The organism is Coprococcus sp. BIOML-A2, from assembly GCF_009875795.1.
In the GTDB taxonomy this organism is placed as follows: Bacteria; Bacillota; Clostridia; order Lachnospirales; family Lachnospiraceae; genus Coprococcus; species Coprococcus aceti.
The window spans coordinates 60,039-77,415 of sequence record NZ_WWSI01000003.1 but is presented as its reverse complement, the minus strand read 5'-3'; the positions used below and the strand labels follow the sequence as shown (position 1 = coordinate 77,415).

The 17,377-nt window shown below is 43.2% G+C and carries 16 protein-coding genes and 1 tRNA gene; 14 read left to right on the top strand and 3 right to left on the bottom strand.

The genetic code is table 11. From position 1 onward, the window contains the following. The first annotated feature begins 38 nt into the window (after positions 1 to 38). Both cmk and GT575_RS07370 read left to right on the top strand, forming a co-directional pair. Complete coding sequence (gene cmk, locus GT575_RS07375) at positions 39 to 701, top strand: (d)CMP kinase (protein WP_022216517.1); 663 nt, start codon at positions 39 to 41, stop codon at positions 699 to 701. Positions 702 to 717: 16 nt separating this feature from the next. Further along, complete coding sequence (locus tag GT575_RS07370; RefSeq protein WP_161171801.1) at positions 718 to 2,667, top strand: bifunctional 4-hydroxy-3-methylbut-2-enyl diphosphate reductase/30S ribosomal protein S1; 1,950 nt, start codon at positions 718 to 720, stop codon at positions 2,665 to 2,667. 71 nt (positions 2,668 to 2,738) lie between these two features. Here the strand turns inward: GT575_RS07370 and GT575_RS07365 are convergent, their stop codons facing one another. Next, the gene (locus GT575_RS07365; RefSeq protein WP_015534890.1) at positions 2,739 to 3,797 is read right to left on the bottom strand and encodes a ribonuclease H-like domain-containing protein; all 1,059 of its coding nucleotides are present in this window, start codon (positions 3,795 to 3,797) and stop codon (positions 2,739 to 2,741) included. Positions 3,798 to 3,999: 202 nt separating this feature from the next. On the opposite strand from GT575_RS07365, the gene ruvA reads away from it, so the two are divergent. From ruvA to GT575_RS07315, 10 genes are all read left to right on the top strand, one after another. Next, positions 4,000 to 4,602, top strand: coding sequence for a Holliday junction branch migration protein RuvA (ruvA, locus tag GT575_RS07360; protein ID WP_055279978.1), 603 nt, complete (start codon positions 4,000 to 4,002; stop codon positions 4,600 to 4,602). A gap of 25 nt (positions 4,603 to 4,627) precedes the next feature. After that, positions 4,628 to 5,635, top strand: a complete 1,008-nt coding sequence (gene ruvB / locus GT575_RS07355) for a Holliday junction branch migration DNA helicase RuvB (RefSeq protein WP_022216513.1) — start codon at positions 4,628 to 4,630, stop codon at positions 5,633 to 5,635. Positions 5,636 to 5,648: 13 nt separating this feature from the next. Further along, positions 5,649 to 6,050, top strand: a complete 402-nt coding sequence (locus GT575_RS07350; protein ID WP_015534892.1) for a cell division protein ZapA — start codon at positions 5,649 to 5,651, stop codon at positions 6,048 to 6,050. Beyond that, complete coding sequence (locus GT575_RS07345; RefSeq protein WP_161171800.1) at positions 6,040 to 8,394, top strand: U32 family peptidase; 2,355 nt, start codon at positions 6,040 to 6,042, stop codon at positions 8,392 to 8,394. Before GT575_RS07350 ends, GT575_RS07345 begins: the two co-directional genes overlap by 11 nt. Positions 8,395 to 8,417: 23 nt before the next feature. After that, the gene (locus GT575_RS07340; RefSeq protein WP_022216511.1) at positions 8,418 to 9,917 is read left to right on the top strand and encodes an FtsW/RodA/SpoVE family cell cycle protein; all 1,500 of its coding nucleotides are present in this window, start codon (positions 8,418 to 8,420) and stop codon (positions 9,915 to 9,917) included. After that, complete coding sequence (locus GT575_RS07335; RefSeq protein ID WP_071849453.1) at positions 9,898 to 11,349, top strand: peptidoglycan D,D-transpeptidase FtsI family protein; 1,452 nt, start codon at positions 9,898 to 9,900, stop codon at positions 11,347 to 11,349. The genes GT575_RS07340 and GT575_RS07335 overlap by 20 nt, the downstream gene beginning before the upstream one ends. A 121-nt stretch (positions 11,350 to 11,470) precedes the next feature. Beyond that, positions 11,471 to 11,923: an NUDIX hydrolase gene (locus tag GT575_RS07330; RefSeq protein WP_022216509.1), complete on the top strand. Its 453-nt coding sequence runs from the start codon at positions 11,471 to 11,473 to the stop codon at positions 11,921 to 11,923. Between the two features lie 63 nt (positions 11,924 to 11,986). Then, a complete protein-coding gene (locus GT575_RS07325) occupies positions 11,987 to 12,841 on the top strand; it encodes a class B sortase (RefSeq protein WP_022216508.1) in 855 nt (284 codons plus the stop codon). Positions 12,842 to 12,886: 45 nt separating this feature from the next. Continuing rightward, positions 12,887 to 12,970: transfer RNA gene (locus GT575_RS07320), tRNA-Leu, on the top strand. Positions 12,971 to 13,066: 96 nt separating this feature from the next. After that, the gene (locus GT575_RS07315) at positions 13,067 to 13,288 is read left to right on the top strand and encodes a hypothetical protein (RefSeq protein ID WP_015534896.1); all 222 of its coding nucleotides are present in this window, start codon (positions 13,067 to 13,069) and stop codon (positions 13,286 to 13,288) included. 102 nt (positions 13,289 to 13,390) lie between these two features. Here the strand turns inward: GT575_RS07315 and sigE are convergent, their stop codons facing one another. Beyond that, the gene (gene sigE / locus GT575_RS07310) at positions 13,391 to 14,128 is read right to left on the bottom strand and encodes an RNA polymerase sporulation sigma factor SigE (protein ID WP_015534897.1); all 738 of its coding nucleotides are present in this window, start codon (positions 14,126 to 14,128) and stop codon (positions 13,391 to 13,393) included. Further along, on the bottom strand, positions 14,106 to 14,561 hold the full coding sequence (locus tag GT575_RS07305; RefSeq protein ID WP_161171799.1) for a sigma-E processing peptidase SpoIIGA: 456 nt from the start codon (positions 14,559 to 14,561) through the stop codon (positions 14,106 to 14,108). Before GT575_RS07305 ends, sigE begins: the two co-directional genes overlap by 23 nt. 292 nt (positions 14,562 to 14,853) lie before the next feature. On the opposite strand from GT575_RS07305, the gene GT575_RS07300 reads away from it, so the two are divergent. Then, positions 14,854 to 16,548 (top strand): S8 family peptidase, encoded by a 1,695-nt coding sequence (locus GT575_RS07300; RefSeq protein WP_161171798.1) that lies wholly within the window; start codon positions 14,854 to 14,856, stop codon positions 16,546 to 16,548. Positions 16,549 to 16,650: 102 nt separating this feature from the next. After that, positions 16,651 to 17,343, top strand: a complete 693-nt coding sequence (locus GT575_RS07295) for a CDP-alcohol phosphatidyltransferase family protein (RefSeq protein ID WP_161171797.1) — start codon at positions 16,651 to 16,653, stop codon at positions 17,341 to 17,343. The last annotated feature ends 34 nt before the right edge of the window (positions 17,344 to 17,377 follow it).

Sequence of the window (17,377 nt, the reverse complement as noted above, 5' to 3'; positions counted from 1 at the left end):
GTGGACGACAGTCAATTTAATTACAGGGAGACGAAGATATGAATATAGCAATAGATGGACCTGCAGGTGCAGGCAAAAGCACGATAGCAAAAAAGGCGGCAGGCGAGCTTGGTTTTATATATGTGGATACAGGTGCCATGTACAGGGCGGTGGCTGTATATCTCACAGAAAGCGATATATCTGCCAGCGATGAAGACCTGGTGGAGAAAAGCATAGCGGACATTTCCGTGGAGATAAAATATGAGGATGGAGCACAGCAGGTCTACCTTAACGGCGAGAATGTAACAGGAAAGCTGAGAACTGAGGCTGCTGGTAATATGGCTTCAAAGGCATCTGCACTTCCATGCGTCAGGGAAAAGCTTCTGTCACTCCAGCGGGATCTCGCTGCTTCAAATGATGTTGTCATGGATGGAAGGGATATAGGAACAAATATACTTCCTTCAGCAGAGCTCAAGGTATACCTTACCGCCTCTTCGGCAGTGAGGGCCAAAAGAAGATATGACGAGCTTGTCGCAAAGGGCGCTGAGAATATTGATATAGAGAAGATAGAGCAGGATATAATCCAGAGGGATAAGCAGGATATGGAGAGAAAAACAGCTCCTTTAAAGAGGGCTGATGACGCGGTTCTTATCGACAGCTCAGATATGACGATAGAGCAGGTTACAGACACTATAGTCGGACTTGCAAGAGAGAGAATGTAATACAGGTGGTTTAGATATGGAGATATTACTTGCAAAGAGTGCCGGATTCTGCTTTGGCGTTCAGCGTGCGGTGGATACAGCATACGAACATGCTGATGAGGAAAATGTGTATACTTATGGTCAGATAATACACAATGAAGAGGTGGTTGGTGATCTTACAAAGCACGGAGTGCAGGTGATCGACAGTGATGACGAATTGCTTGAGATAAAAGACAGCAAGGTCATAATCAGATCCCATGGCGCTGAGAAAAGGATATATGACATTCTGGAGGCTGGTGGGAATACGGTGATAGATGCGACCTGTCCATTTGTCAAGAAGATACACAACATAGTGCGCGAGGAAGGACAGAAAGGAAATACAGTCGTCATCATAGGCGACTCAAGCCATCCCGAGGTGAAAGGAATCGTGGGCTGGTGTGTAGAGCCTACGGTAGTCATAGGTTCCGAGGAGGAGGCTGAGGCTTTTGTAAGAAAATATATTGACGGAGAGGTCAAAACAGCGGATAATATATCGATAGTTAGTCAGACAACTTTTAATTACAGAAAATTTAATTATATTGTTGATATTATTCGAAATAAATTGTATAATGTTACTGCTTATAAGACTATCTGTAATGCTACGTCTGTGCGTCAAAGGGAGGCGCAGGAGATTGCATCAAAGGTAGATGCCATGATTGTTATAGGTGGTCGGAACAGCTCTAATACTCAGAAGTTATATGAGATTAGTAAAAAAGAATGTGAGAATACTTACTATATACAGACACTCGTTGATTTGGATTTGACTACTTTTGAATCCGTTAGTAGGGTAGGTATTACAGCTGGGGCATCTACCCCAAACAAAATTATTAAGGAGGTTCATGGTAGGATGGACGAGATGAATTTTGAAGAATTATTAAAGAATGATGAGAGCAGAGTCTCAATCAAGACAGGAGAGATAGTAGAAGGTAGAGTTATCGATGTTAAGCCTGATGAGATTCTGGTAGACATCAGCTACAAGTCAGATGGTATTATTCCTAGAAGTGAGTATACCAACACACCTAATGCAGATCTGACAGAGCTTGTACATGTTGATGATCCGATAACAGCCAAGGTTGTTAAGACAAACGATGGCGAGGGATCAGTTCTTCTCTCATACAAGAGAGTTGCTGCAGAGAAGGCTAATGAGAAGCTTGAGGCTGCTCTTGAGTCAGGAGAGATCCTTACAGGTAAGGTTGTTCAGGTTGTAAGCGGTGGACTTAACGTTATGTACGATGAGACAAGAGTATTTATCCCTGCTAGTCTTGTTTCAGATACATATGAGAAGAATCTTGACAAGTACCTTGATCAGGATATCGAGTTTGTACTCACAGAGTACCAGCCAAAGAAGAGAAGAATAATTGGTAACAGAAAGCAGATCGTTGCAGCAAGAAAGGCAGAGGCTGCAAAGGCTCTGTTTGATAGAATAGAAGTTGGAATGATAGTTGAGGGTGTTGTAAAGAACGTTACAAGCTTCGGTGCATTCATAGATCTCGGTGGAGCAGATGGACTTCTTCACATCTCAGAGATGTCATGGGGAAGAGTTGACGATCCTAAGTCAGTTCTCAAGGTTGGTGATACTGTTAAGGCATTCATCAAGAACATTGACGGCGAGAAGATTGCTCTCAGCCTTAAGTTTGATGATACAAACCCATGGCTTAACGCAGCAGAGAAGTATGCTCCTGGAACAGTAGTTACAGGTAAGGTAGCAAGAATGGCTGATTTCGGTGCATTTATCGAGCTTGAGCCAGGTGTTGACGCACTTCTCCATGTATCACAGATCTCATATGAGCATGTTAACAAGCCAGAGGATGTATACAAGGTAGGCGATGAGGTTGAGGCAGTTGTTGTTGAGTGCAATGCAGATGACAAGAAGATCAGTCTCAGCGTAAAGGAATTACTTCCAGCTCCAGAGTATACAGATGATGTAGCAGAGGACACAGAGGAGTAATCTGATATATAGACAGTTAAGAAAACCGTAGTCGATAATGACTACGGTTTTTTTATGTCAGAATATTTATATCAGAATAGTTTGTTCAGGACTGCAAGGATATAGGCGTGGGATTGCTCACATTTTTCGTGTAATTCGGTGCTGTCCGAAAGAAAACGGTTTCCTTTAAGATCTGTATCATAGAATATCTCTCCGTGAAATCCTGGTGGACAGGGTATGAAGCTGCCGGTCTTGGTGGTGAAAGCATTGTCCTTTGTCGCTTTTTCCTTGTGGGCATCGTCCACATAAGCCGCCATTGATTTGTGTATGGCCATGTGCTCCATAGGTAGATAGTAATAATTTTTGTAGTCCTTGAAGAAGTATTTCATTTCGGTGTCCCGGGTCTTTGGAACGACCACATGCATATGTGTGTCACATGCATTTACAAGAATTCCATTCAGGGATTCCGTTATGCGGCATGGAAGCTTTGGAATGGAACAGTTGTATGTTATTGAATCGATGGTATCGGATATATCATCTATCTGAAAGTCATCAGGAATATGAGGGATATTCACAAATTCAGATATAGATATAAGCCCTCTTATATCGTCATGGTTATGGGTGAGCATATCGTCAAGCAGAGATTCGTCGTGAGAACTCAGATAATGCTTGTAGGCGGATATAAGATCGCCTCCTGATATAAAAGTATTTCTCTGGAAGTCAATCAGATGCTCTATGTCAAACTGTTTAGCCGAGTCCAGACGCAGAAGCTTTTTGTATTTTCTGGTTGTTCTATATATATCCACGCTCTGTATATTGTCAAGCGTAGTGTCCACGTCGAATTGCTCCATCTTTTTCAGCAAGTAGGGGATGTCAAAGGTATCGCCGTTGTATGACACCAGTATTTTGTGATTCTTTAGGATCTGTTCAAAATGGGACAGCATTTCAGGCTCTGAAGTTCCGTTGTCATTGAATATCAACTGGGTGCGAAATGCACTGTCTGAGAAATATGAACAACCGATCAGATAGAGATCCGAACGTTTGGCGCTGAGGCCGGTTGTTTCTATATCAAAATAGAGTATATCCGACAGCTCGTCCGATATGTGAGCTGTATCTACATTTATGTCTTCAGTATATTCAAAAATTTTCATAATGGCTCCTTTTGGTTCCTTGCGTAAGGTACATTATAGAACATGCATTGTTCTGCAATATATATAGTAGCTGTCGTTTTTCAAAAAAGCAAACATATATTCACAATTGATAAATAATATGATATAATTACGAAGATTTAGTGTCGGTTTCTATGCGATTTTGAGATACCGTCATATATTACAGGACAGGAAAAGTTAACGGATGATTTCATATATTCGAGGAGCACTTGAAATAAAGGGTGACAATTATATAGTGATTGAGTGTGGTGGAATAGGGTATCAGCTCATGGTATCCGGAAAGTTTATGGAGAAGCTTCCACCGGTACATTCAGAGATAAAAGTAAGCACATACATGTATATACGCGAGGATGAGATATGTCTGTTTGGCTTTGAGAATGCAGATGAACTCAATGTGTTCAAGATACTGCTGGGAGTGAGCGGTGTGGGGCCAAAGGTAGCCATGTCTCTTCTGTCAACACTCACCGTGAATGAGCTCAGGCTTGCGGTCATATCTGAGGATGTAAAGGCCATATCAAAGGCTAATGGAATCGGGGCAAAGGGCGCTTCGAGGATCATTCTGGAGCTCAAGGATAAGCTGAGTATGGAGGATATGATAGATGCAGCATACAATGATTCGGTTGCTGTGCAGACCGCTGCAGGCGATGTGAGAACAAATGTCATATCGGCTCTCACAGCACTTGGATATTCAGGTGTTGAGGCGGGACGTGCTGTTTCGCGTGTAGATGGTTCAGCGGATATGGATGAGGAGCAGCTTCTTAAGGCGGCACTCAGATTTATGATATAGAATATTGATCAGATAGGTAGAAAAAATGGGCAGAATTATTTCAACAGAAAGCTTGGACATAGAAGAACAGAAAAGTGAATATAATCTCAGACCTCAGTATCTGTCGGAGTATATTGGACAGAAAAAGGTCAAGGATAATCTGCACATATTCATAGAGGCGGCGAAGAAGAGAAATGAGCCACTGGATCATCTGCTTCTGTATGGACCGCCGGGACTTGGTAAGACGACGCTGTCGACCATTGTGGCAAATGAGATGGGGGTAAATATCAAGATCACCTCGGGACCTGCCATAGAAAAGCCCGGTGAGCTTGCCGCGATACTCAACAATCTGTCGGACAACGACATTTTGTTTATCGATGAGATACACAGACTCAGCACACAGGTTGAGGAGGTGCTCTATCCGGCTATGGAGGATTACGCAATAGATGTTGTGATAGGCAAGGGCGCAGGTGCAAGGTCGATCAGACTTGATCTGCCAAGATTTACTCTGATAGGTGCAACGACGAGGGTCGGAATGTTGTCGGCTCCCCTAAGGGACAGATTTGGAATGGTGGACAAGCTGGAATTTTATACCCATGACGATCTGAGAGAGATAGTGATGAGGTCAGCGGAGGTTCTTGGAGTTGACATAGACGAGGAGGGTGCACTTGAGATCGCAAGAAGATCAAGAGGTACACCGAGACTTGCGAACAGACTTCTCAAGCGCTGCAGGGATTATGCTGAGGTGTGTCATGACGGCCATATAGATCACGATGTTGCTAAGGCCGCTCTGGACAAGCTTCAGGTCGATTCCATGGGACTGGACGTGAATGATAGAAATATATTAATGACAATGATAGAGAAATTTGCAGGAGGGCCTGTCGGTCTGGATACACTGGCGGCTGCCGTTGGTGAGGATCCGGGCACGATAGAGGATGTGTATGAGCCGTATTTCATAATGAATGGATTCATAAACAGAACTCCCCGGGGAAGAGTTGTCACTGATCTATGTTACAGACATTTTGGACTGGATGCATTTATAAAGGATAAGTAAAGGAGAATGGGATATGGCACAGAAGAATGATATCAAGGTGGTAATCAACAATAAAGTATATACATTGAGCGGCCAGGAGAGCGAGGACTATCTCCAGAATGTGGCGACATATATCAATGGCAAGATAGCAGAATGTCAGTCATCTGAGGCGTACAGGAGATTTAACGCAGAGTATCAGAATGTTCTGCTTGCACTGAATATAGCCGATGACTACTTTAAGGCAAAGGATCAGGTCAATCAGATGCTCACCGAGGATGACGACAAGGATAAGCAGATATATGATCTGAGACATGAGGTTATCGAGGTGCAGATAAAGTATGAGTCTGCACAGAAGATGATAGAGGAATACAAAGAGAAGATAAGTGAACTTCAGAGACAGATCATAAAACTTGAAGCGGAGAAAAATGTTAAATAAGACTGAAATTTTGGCACCGGCGGGCAATACGGAGGCGGTGAGAGCTGCAGTCAATGCATATGCAGACGCGGTATATCTTGGAGGCAGTATGTTCAGTGCCCGGGCATTTGCCGGTAATTTTGATGAAAAAGAATTGCTTGATACCATAGACTATTGTCACAGATTCGGAGTGAAGGTCTATATGGCAATCAACACACTGCTTAAGAATGAAGAGATACAAAGGCTCCCATCATATGTGGAGCCTTATTACAGGCAGGGCGTGGATGGGATAATTGTACAGGATATGGGAGTTGTCTCCGTTCTGGGCAAGTCGTTTCCAGACCTTCCACTGCACGGAAGTACACAGCTCAGCGTGTCCAGTTCACAGGGCGCTGCGTTTCTGAAAAGCATAGGCATGACCAGATTTGTGCCATCGAGAGAATTGTCATTGTCAGAAATCACAGAGATCAAGAAAAATGTTGATATAGAGGTGGAGACATTTGTCCACGGAGCGATGTGTTACAGCTATTCCGGAAGGTGCCTGATGAGCAGCTTTGCCGGAGGAAGAAGCGGTAACAGGGGAAGGTGTGCCCAGCCGTGCAGAAAGCAGTATGCCTCAAATGATGTAAATGAGTATATGCTCAGCCTGAAGGATATGTGCATGTTGAAGAGTCTGAGCAGGCTCATAGATGCGGGAATTGATTCTTTCAAGATAGAGGGAAGAATGAAAAAGCCAGAGTATGTGGCTGCAACCGTGACTGCGTACCGTGAGGTCAGAGATGCTTATCTGGCGGGCGAGTCAGTGGAGAAACTGGCAGAGGAGCAGGAGAAGAAGCTTCTCGACATATATAACAGGGGCGGATTCTACTCAGGTTATTATTACACATCCAATGGCAAAAAGATGCTTGCGAACAGCAGACCGAACCACACAGGAATTAAGGTTGGGCGTGTGAATGCGGTAGAAAAGCCATATGTGGATATAAAACTTGACGAGAATGTATCCGCAGGCGATGTCCTTGAGATAAGAGGCAGAAATGGTGATGTGGAGCTCACATGCAATGTGGCGGCAAAAGCGGGAAAGAATGTCAGACTTAAGGCGAAGTCATTCAGGAGCATTGCAAAGTTCAATGATGTATACCGTACAAGAAACGGTAAGCTTCTGGAAGATATACAGAATAATATAATAAATGCCGACAGGAAGATAGAGCTCGCTGCACATGTCAGTGCGTATGCGGATCAGCCATTAGAGCTTAAGCTTTCAACTGTAGAAGGAAAGTGTTCTGTCTCAGTCGAGGGGCCTGTGTGTACACAGGCACTTAACAAGCCTGTCACAGAGTCACAGATAGTTGACAAGATCAAAAAGACAGGCGGTACAGATTATGTACTCGGGGATATAACTGCTGATGTATCTGACAACCTGTTTGTACAGATAAGCGCAGTGAACAACCTGAGGCGGGAGGCGCTTGAACAGCTTGGACTGCAGATCTCACAGAGTTACAGGCGGGATGGCGGTGCAGTAAGAACTGGCCTGCCTGGCGTTGAAAGACCTCTTGAAAATGTGAAAAACAACACTGTTCACGGTGTTACAGTTGGAGTGTCGGACGCTGACCATGTAAATATTGTTAAGAATTATAAATGGGTCAGCAATGTGATAGTAGATTATAATGTCAGAAAATATGCAGATGAGTTGAAGCAGGCCGGATTCAGAGTGATCCTTGCTCTGCCTGAGATATTGCGGCAGAGGGAGCTTGACAGATATTCAGGCCTTTCCGGTGAACTTGGTTCATTTGACGGTGTGATGATCAGAAATTATGACGAGCTGGGAATTCTAAAGAAGTTGGACTATAAGGGACTCGTGATCGCAGATGCCAGTCTCTATGCGTATAATGACAATGCGTTTGATTTCTATAGAGAGAATATGGGTGATGTGTGCTTTATGTGCTCAAACGAGCTCACACTTGATGAGATACATGGTCTTTCATATGAGACACTCATAAAGCTCTATGGTCATCAGAAGGTTATGATCACTGCAAACTGTATAGTTGGTAATTACATGAACGGCTGTGCCTCAAGGAAGATGTCCCGGAATGTCCTGACGGATGACAGGGGAAACAGATTCTATGTCAGAAATGACTGTGCGCACTGCTATAACATTATATATAATGGTGTTCCTACAAATATGATAGACAGACTGGCTGAAACCGGTATTTCAGATAAAGACTGTTATATTGAATTTACAATTGAGGATACTAATAAAGTGAAGGATATAATGGACAGTCTGGAGCTTGCCCTGTCAGGGGAAAAAGCGTTATCCATGTCTGTAGATCAGTATACCAGGGGACATTATTACAAAGGAATCGATTAAGACTTTTTGATAAAGGTGGAAACATGATAACAATAGTAACGGAGATAGCGAAGTATTTGATCATATTTTTTATGGTTTTATACACCGTAAAATGCTTTACGGTTTTAAAGCCTGTGCCTGCCGATAAGAAGCGGCGGGCGCTTAATGTGCAGATATTTTATGTGTTCATGATACATTTTCTTTGCTATCTGACATTATATCTGCATTATGAGAAGAAGAGCATACTTATATTTTATCTGCTGCAGATGATAGTATCCATAACATATATGGTTTCATATCATGCCATTTATAAGGGCTCATCGAGACTTATAACGAACAATATGTCATTCCTTCTTCTCATAGGTTATGTCATGCTGACAAGACTTGATTTTGACCTGGCGAAGAAGCAGTTTATATTTGCCACGATCATGTTGGTGGTGACGGCATTTGTGCCGTTGTTCGTGGTAAAGTTCCCGCAGATAAAGAAATGGAATATATTCTATGCGGTGTTTGGTATAGGCTTCCTGTGCACGGTGTTCATCCCGCATGTGGGAGTTGATAAATATGGTTCAAACAACTGGATAAGCATAGGCGGAATATCGATGCAGCCTATGGAGATCGTCAAGATCATATTCGTATTCTTCCTTGCCAGCTCATTTGAAAAGGCAAAGAACTTTAAGGATATGATGAAAACGATCTGTGTAGCAGGACTTTTCATGCTGGTTCTGGTGGCTGAGACGGATCTCGGTGGTGCGGTGATCTTCTTCATGGTATTTGTCATGATGCTGTACCTTGCCACTGGTAAGCACAGCATACTTATAGGCGGAGGCCTCGGAGGTTCGGTTCTTGCTGTGGTTGGATATATGCTTTTGAAGAATCATTTCAGCCATGTCACCATGAGAATCGATGCATGGCTTAACCCGATCGAATATATAGATGGAAGTGGATATCAGGTTGCACAGAGTCTGTTTGCGATAGGCTCGGGCGGATTCGAGGGAACGGGTCTGTGCCAGGGACTTCCGACATCGATACCGGTCGTGTCCAGTGATTTTATATTTGCTGCGATATGTGAGGAGCTTGGAGTTATATTTGGACTCTGCCTGCTTCTTATGTATCTGAGCTGCTTCATATATTTCATCAATATATCGATGAAGATAAGAGATGCTTTTTATAAGAATGTAGCCTTTGGTTTTACAATATGCTTCATATTCCAGATATTCCTGAACGTTGGCGGTGTTGTGAAGTTCATACCATCTACGGGTGTGACGCTGCCGCTTGTGAGCTATGGAGTGAGTTCGGTTGTCAGCACACTCATTATATTTGGAATAATTCAGGGTATATGTGTATTAGAGAACAGTGGAGTTGATAAAAATGTCAGACAGGAAAGTATCAGCAGGGAAGAGTGGCCAGAGACCCCAGTCGCGGTCAGGGGTCAGTCAAACAGCGGTGAAAAACAACGCAAACAGAAAAAGCCAGTCCAGCGCAAAGCAAAGACAGGATATGACAGGAAAGAGACGAACTCAGATGAATTCTGGGGAGAATAGTGACATTCTGGACAAGAAGACAAATGACAAAAAGAATGTGCCTGTTCTGGTTATAACATATTTTGTTGTCATAATCTTTATCTGTATGTTTGCATATATTATCGTGTTTATGGTGAGGGATTCAAGAACATTCATCGCCAATTCATACAATGGGAGACAGTCTCTCTATGCGGAGAAGATAAAGAAGGGAAGCATCATATCCAGCGATGGAAATGTCCTTGCGGAGACATTGACGGATGATGATGGAAATGAGTACAGAAATTATCCATATTCCAATGTGTTCGCACATGTTGTCGGATATGACAGCAACGGACAGGCGGGACTTGAGATGAGCTCCGCGTACTATCTCCTGACATCAAACCAGAACATAATCACGCAGACATACAACAAGCTCAGGAATGAGAAGAGTCTGGGAAACAATGTCATAAGTACACTGAATACCACGCTGCAGAGCACGGCTTACGATGCACTGGGATATAATGACGGCGCTGTTGTGGTTATGGAACCGGATACTGGAAAGATCCTTGCCATGGTCTCAAAGCCTGATTTTGATCCGAACTATATAGACAGTGTGATAGAGGATTCACAGGATTCTGACAGCTCTTATCTGTTGAATCGTGCAACACAGGGTCTGTATCCACCTGGTTCAACCTTCAAGGTACTCACGGCTCTGGAGTATATTCATGAGAACAGCAATTATCAGAAATATTCGTATGAGTGCGAGGGCGAGGATATATTTGACGGAGTACAGATACACTGCTCAGATTATGCGGTTCATGGAACTGTGGATCTGGCGGACTCACTGGCGAAATCTTGTAACACTTCATTTGCCAATATAGGAATGAAGCTCAACAAGCAGTCGTACAAGGATCTGTGTGAGAAGTTCCTGTTTAACAAGGATCTTCCTTATGACGGATATTACAGAAAATCAGTATTCGAGTTAAATGCAACCTCAGATGATTCGGAGATACCTCAGACAGCCATAGGACAGGGCGACACACTTATAACACCTCTGCACAGTGCCATGATCATGAGCACCATAGCAAACGGAGGAGTCATGATGTCCCCATATCTCATCGACAGGATAGAGACATGCGATGGCAATCTTGTAAAGACATTCAAGCCGAACACCTACGGTAAGATCATATCTGCATCTGACGCAAGACTTCTGAAGGATCTGATGCTTGGCGTAACATCATATGGTACGGCATCGGATGCATTTGCAGATTGCTCATATACCATAGCCGGAAAGACAGGTACTGCGGAGTTCAACGACAACATGGATTCACATTCGTGGTTTGTTGGATTCTCAAATGTTGATGATCCGGATATAGTCGTATGTGTCATAGTTGAGAATGCAAGCTCAACTGGAGCTTCAGCAAAGTATATTGCCAGACAGCTCTTTGACGCATACTATAATTATGTGAAATAATTGCACAAAATGATGCGTATGCCATTAATACGTGATCATATTTACTTTAAAAATAATTTGACATATGATATACTGACTTCAAGTTTTAATTACACACCCGGAAGAAACAGGAGGAATTGCAGTGATAGAAGCAACAAGCTGTGGAGGGGTGGTAATCTTCAGAGGAAAAGTATTGTTGTTGTATAAGAACTACAAGAACAAATACGAAGGATGGGTTCTCCCCAAGGGAACTGTTGAAAAGGGCGAGGAGCACGATGAGACCGCCTTGCGAGAAGTGAAAGAGGAGACAGGTGTAAGCGCATCTATAATCAAATACGTGGGAAAGAGCAATTACACTTTTAACACGGCATTTGATGTGGTAAATAAGGATGTTCATTGGTATCTCATGATGTCTGACAGCTATTACAGCAAGCCACAGAGAGAAGAGTATTTCGTGGATTCCGGTTACTACAAATACCATGAAGCCTACCACCTTCTGAAATTTCCTAACGAGAAGCAGATACTTGAACAGGCATATTCAGAGTATGTTGATCTTAAGAAAAAGAATCTGTGGGGAAACAAGAAGTATTATTAATCAACAAAAGGACTTCTGTATGCAGGTACAGAAGCCTTTTTAGTTTTCTTTTGAGGGTAAGACATGAACAGAAAGAATGCAGACAGATCAAAACAAAAGAAAAAGAGAACAGCAAAGGATATAGTTCTGGACATACTGTTGGTCGTTTTTTTACTTATAGCAGTTGGGAGCGGTGCGTATCTTGGAAGGTATTATTATATTGCGAAGAATGCGCAGAATAACTTCAATGATCTTAAAGGAATGCTCGATACCGATGGGGATGATACCGAAAAGGTTACGGTGGAGGTCTCGGATAAAAGTAAGGACAATGGCGAGAAGAAGATACTCAAGAAGTTCGAGAAGTTATACGAGAAGAACAGTGATATTGCAGGATGGCTCACGATCGATGGTACGACCATAGATTATCCGGTCATGTACACTCCCGATGACAACGATTATTATCTGCATCTGGACTTCGATAAGAACTGGAGTGATCCGGGTACACCGTTCATAGATATGAACTGCAGACCGTTTGATGACAGAACGGACAATGTTCTCATATACGGACATAACATGAAGTCGGGAATAATGTTCAGAGAGCTGCTTCAGTATGAGGACGAGAGCTTTTATAAGAAGCATAAGAATATCAAGTTTGACACGTTGTATGAGACCGGAACATACGAGGTCATCGGTGCATTCCGATCGGAGATATATCCTGACGATGACACGGAGCACTATCATTATTATGAGTTCTTTAACGCTGCGGATAAGGCGGAATTTGATGAATATATTGATTTTGTCAAGTCAAACACATCATATGACAGCGGTGTTACGGCTGAGTACGGTGATGAACTCATCACACTTTCAACATGCGCTTCACACACTGAGGATGGCAGATTTGTCGTGGTTGCGCGAAGGATAACAGGGGATGATAAGTAGTTGACACTAAATGGGGCATGTGTTAATATAACAAATGTCGCAAGCGCCGGCTTGTCGGAATTGGCAGACGAGGCAGACTCAAAATCTGTTGGTGGCAACATCGTGCGGGTTCAAGTCCCGCAGCCGGCATTATATTGAGCCTGAAACCTGAGTAGAATCAAGGGTTTCAGGCTCTTTTGGTATACGTGGGAATAAGATCTTGAAATGAATGGGCGGTGATATATTATGATGAGTAGAAAAGTAAAACAGCAGGTGAATTCGGCTGTGAATGAGTTGGATATGAATCTGGCGAACAACTACAAGGATCTGGCGCATAAAGCCTTGAAGGAACTTGATGAGCTGGTTACGAAGCTTAATGAGGAGGGGCAGCTCAAGGAAAAGGACTACACCAAACTGAGGGATAAAGTGGATGATTACAAGAGACGTATGGCGGGATATCATCACTGACAGTATGTCATAATGACATAATATCGTCACTGAAAGATTATGACCGGGAGACTGCAGAACAACGGATGTATGTAGCTTCCCGGTCATATTTGTCTGTGTGTATCAGTATTGCTTCATTATCTCTCTGCGAAGCTTCTTGATTATTCTTTTTTCCAGCCTGGATATGTAGGACTGGGATATTCCCAGGAGATCAGCCACCTCCTTCTGAGTCTTTTCTACCCCACCTATGGTGTTTATTCCATACCGCAGTTCTATGATGGTGCGTTCCTTTTCACAGAGCTTTGATATGGCATTGTCGAGGAGATTGTAGTCTACCTCTGTCTCCAGATCACGGTAGACTACGTCCTCATCCGTTCCCAGAATGTCGGACAGAAGCAGTTCGTTGCCGTCCCAGTCAACATTCAGCGGTTCATCGATGGACACCTCTGTTCTGAGCTTGCTGTTGCGACGGAGAAACATGAGTATCTCATTTTCAATACATCTTGATGCGTAGGTAGCAAGCTTTATGTTTTTGTCATTTTTGAAGGTGTTTATGGCCTTGATGAGACCGATCGTGCCTATGGATATCAGATCCTCAATTCCGACACCCGTGTTGTCAAATTTTTTAGCAATGTATACGACAAGTCGCAGATTTCGCTCTATCAGCATTTTCTTTGCGGAATCCGACTGGTTGTTTGTGAGTTCGTTTATGACCACGGCCTCCTCGTGGGGTTCCAGCGGGGCGGGAAGTACCTCGGTTCCTCCAATATAATATATATCTTTGCCGCTTTTCAGGGAGCGCAGTGAAATATTGCTGGCAACAGTAAATTTGAAGTCGTTACCCCTTATTGTGTTTAACATGTCTTTTGCCTCTTTTCATATAATATTTGCTTAAAAGAATACATTTGTCTGTGTGAAGTATATTAAATGTATTTGGGCTGATACCGATCAGTGGTCTGTGTTCCATGTATGAGCTGTCGATGAACATGTAGTCAATGTCCATGGCGAGCATAAGCTGATTTCCGGAGCATATCGTATTGTAGGGAATTATGTGTATTCCGGCCGGAATGTCATCACGGTAATCATATTCATATATGGAAGACGGTTTTTTGATGTAGTCATCGAGCAGTGGAGTCAGTTCCGGTGGAGCCAGTTCGATGGCTACGGCGTATGTAGTCACGGCGACGCTGCGTCCTGTGAGATTGCATCTTAGCGTGTTACCTGTGTCCAGGTAACCGATAGCATTGGTGATCCTTGAATGTCTGCCTAGTAATACATTTGTCAGAAAGTTCAAATAATTCACTTCTTTTCATGTAGTGCAATTGGAATTATATATGTGGGCCGGTAAGAAAATGGTCGTATTACAATAAATGAAGCATCGATATTTCGATTGAATTTTTAATTTGTTGATGGAAATGTGGTTAAGTTTTTCAATATACGACTATATATTTGAAAAATGTGTATAAATCTGTGGATAATGTGGAAAAGTGCTAAAACATCCTAAAAAGTGCGAAATAAGCAAACAATTTGCGACATAGAGCGATATTTTGTGCAATATAATGATAAAAAATGAGAAATGTATATGTATGGATGACAAAATAAGCCCTGAACTTAAACTTGCCATGGATGCGGATGGTTACATGCCGTACAGCAGTCTTTATCTTGGATATAACGCATCCGATGATTCGTGGATGCTGATAATCAGACATTCCGGTGACATAGATGATCTTGAGGGAGATATTCTGAATAGCTGCGTTTATCTGCTCGGGGGATATGCCATAGTGAACGTGTATTCCTACAATATAAAAAGGCTTCAGGAGGAGCCGAGGGTACTTTATATCGATAAAGCTCAATATTACAGTTATGGTGCGGGTGTCGCCTATGACAGATACATATCCTGCATAACGGAAAATTTCATGTCGAAGTATGGGCTCACAGGCGAAGGCGTATGTATCGGAATTATAGATAGCGGCGTGAATATCCTCAACCGGGAATTTGCAGATGACGCCGGCTCCAGGATAGTCATGTATTGGAACCAGAATACAGATTATGAAAGGACTTACCCAAACCGCTATGGCCTTGGACGGATATATGATCAAAGTGAGATCGGGCAAATGTATGAGGACAGGCGGCTGCCTGGTGTCATGGGAGAGCAGCATGGCACGGAGGTTGCATCTGTGGCCGCCGGGAGCAATATAGGAGTGGCGGGAAAAGCCCGGATCATTGTCGTTGAACAGTCGCTTGAACGCGCGCTGCCGGACACGATAGGTATAATGATGGGGATAGATCTACTTGTGAGATACAGCATGGAGACTGGAACTCCGGTAGTGATAAATCTTTCATATGGAAATAACTTTGGAGCCCATGATGGCACGTCGACACTTGAGCTGTTTGTTAATTCTGTGGCCCAGATGGCTAAGGTGTGTGTTGTCACGGGTTCAGGAAATGACGGTGGAAGACAACTGCATACCAGCGGTATGCTTGGAAATGTAAGCTATGCGAGTATTGACATTGCGGTGGCGGCCGGTGTGAAAAACTTTGGCCTGCAGATATGGAAAAACTATATCGACAGCTTCGATGTGCTCGTCTATTCGCCGTCCTACGACCTTGTGGCGTATCTCACGGAGGGACAGATAGTATCCGGGGCGTATTATGGGAGCACGGAGTTGCTTGGGATATTCCAGGGACCTTCACCTTACAATGTCAAGCAGCTCATATATGTATTTTTCCAGTCTGGGACCGGGGATATAGAGCAGGGGATATGGCATGTGAGGATTGCACCGAAGAGCATTGCAAATGGGATATTCAATGCGTATCTACCCGGTGACAGTTATGTGACGGGGCAGGTTGCATTTGAGAATCCTTCGGTGTATGGAACCCTCACGATCCCGGGTACGGCATCAAATATAATAACGGTGGCTGCCTATGATCAGGTAAATGCATCCATAACGGGATTTTCAGGCAGGGGTTTTACGTCGGATAATGCCATAAAACCGGATATTGCAGCTCCGGGTGTCGGAGTGACTGTCAGCTATGGTGAGTATGGATACGGAAATGCCGATGGCACATCGCTGGCGGCGGCATTTGTGTCTGGCTGTGCGGCACTTATCATGGAATGGGGGATAGTCCTGGGGAACGATCCATATATGTACGGAGAGAGGGTTAAGGCTCAGCTTATAAGGGGAGCAAAGCCTCTCGGTTCACTGGGCAGTTACCCGAACAGATATACAGGCTGGGGGACCGTGTGTATGGAAAACAGCTTCAAAGGATTAATTGTATGAAAGATTTGCAAAAAGATGTGGTTTTATGTCAAGTAATTGTGTATAATTTGATTCATACGTGCTTTTTGCAAGTATAAAAGAAAAAAACGGGGTATTTCACACATGGTAGGATTTTATAATTATACAGTTATTTTGACATATATGAGCCTGGTGTCATCTATCACAGGCATGTTCTTTACATTTACCGGACACCTTAGCATAGGAATATTGTGTCTTGCACTTTCCGGTCTGTTTGATGCATTTGACGGAAAAGTCGCAAGGAGCAAGAAGGATAGGACTATGGATGAGAAGAGATTTGGTATCCAGATAGATTCTCTCTGTGACCTGGTGAGTTTTGGAGTTTTTCCTGTTGTATTGTGCTGGTATTCAGGAATGAACACGCCGTTTGGAATGGTTATTCTTGCACTGTACTGTCTGGCTGGAATGATAAGACTTGCATACTATAACGTGCTCGAGGAGAAGAAGAACAATGACGATGATGATGCTGAGGTCATAGAGCAGCCAGATGGAAGAAAGTATTTCCATGGAATGCCGATCACCGCAATATCGGTGGGGCTTCCTATAATATACGTTACGTCACCTTTGCTTGGGTCCTCTTTCCCAATTCTGCTTCATGGAATCATGATACTTGCAATGATACTTTTCATAACAGATTTCAGATTCCCTAAGCCAACCACAAAGGAACTTATGGTGATAATTGTCATTGTGGCAGTTGCCGTAGTTTGGCTTATGATAAGATACATAGTCAGACGTCATATCATAACTATTCCTTATTTTATATCCCTTCTATTATAAGTGTATAGGAGCTATGGAAAATAAAAGATATAGA

Bases quoted from the DNA above. Each gene is read 5' to 3' on its own strand.
- sigE (WP_015534897.1), bottom strand. From the start codon at position 14,128: ATGTTAAACACAATAAGGGGTAACGACTTCAAATTTACTGTTGCCAGC.
- GT575_RS07335 (WP_071849453.1), top strand. From the start codon at position 9,898: ATGAATTCTGGGGAGAATAGTGACATTCTGGACAAGAAGACAAATGAC.
- GT575_RS07300 (WP_161171798.1), top strand. From the start codon at position 14,854: ATGGATGACAAAATAAGCCCTGAACTTAAACTTGCCATGGATGCGGAT.
- GT575_RS07340 (WP_022216511.1), top strand. From the start codon at position 8,418: ATGATAACAATAGTAACGGAGATAGCGAAGTATTTGATCATATTTTTT.
- GT575_RS07325 (WP_022216508.1), top strand. From the start codon at position 11,987: ATGAACAGAAAGAATGCAGACAGATCAAAACAAAAGAAAAAGAGAACA.
- ruvB (WP_022216513.1), top strand. From the start codon at position 4,628: ATGGGCAGAATTATTTCAACAGAAAGCTTGGACATAGAAGAACAGAAA.
- GT575_RS07370 (WP_161171801.1), top strand. From the start codon at position 718: ATGGAGATATTACTTGCAAAGAGTGCCGGATTCTGCTTTGGCGTTCAG.
- GT575_RS07350 (WP_015534892.1), top strand. From the start codon at position 5,649: ATGGCACAGAAGAATGATATCAAGGTGGTAATCAACAATAAAGTATAT.
- GT575_RS07315 (WP_015534896.1), top strand. From the start codon at position 13,067: ATGATGAGTAGAAAAGTAAAACAGCAGGTGAATTCGGCTGTGAATGAG.
- ruvA (WP_055279978.1), top strand. From the start codon at position 4,000: ATGATTTCATATATTCGAGGAGCACTTGAAATAAAGGGTGACAATTAT.
- GT575_RS07345 (WP_161171800.1), top strand. From the start codon at position 6,040: ATGTTAAATAAGACTGAAATTTTGGCACCGGCGGGCAATACGGAGGCG.
- GT575_RS07295 (WP_161171797.1), top strand. From the start codon at position 16,651: ATGGTAGGATTTTATAATTATACAGTTATTTTGACATATATGAGCCTG.
- cmk (WP_022216517.1), top strand. From the start codon at position 39: ATGAATATAGCAATAGATGGACCTGCAGGTGCAGGCAAAAGCACGATA.
- GT575_RS07365 (WP_015534890.1), bottom strand. From the start codon at position 3,797: ATGAAAATTTTTGAATATACTGAAGACATAAATGTAGATACAGCTCAC.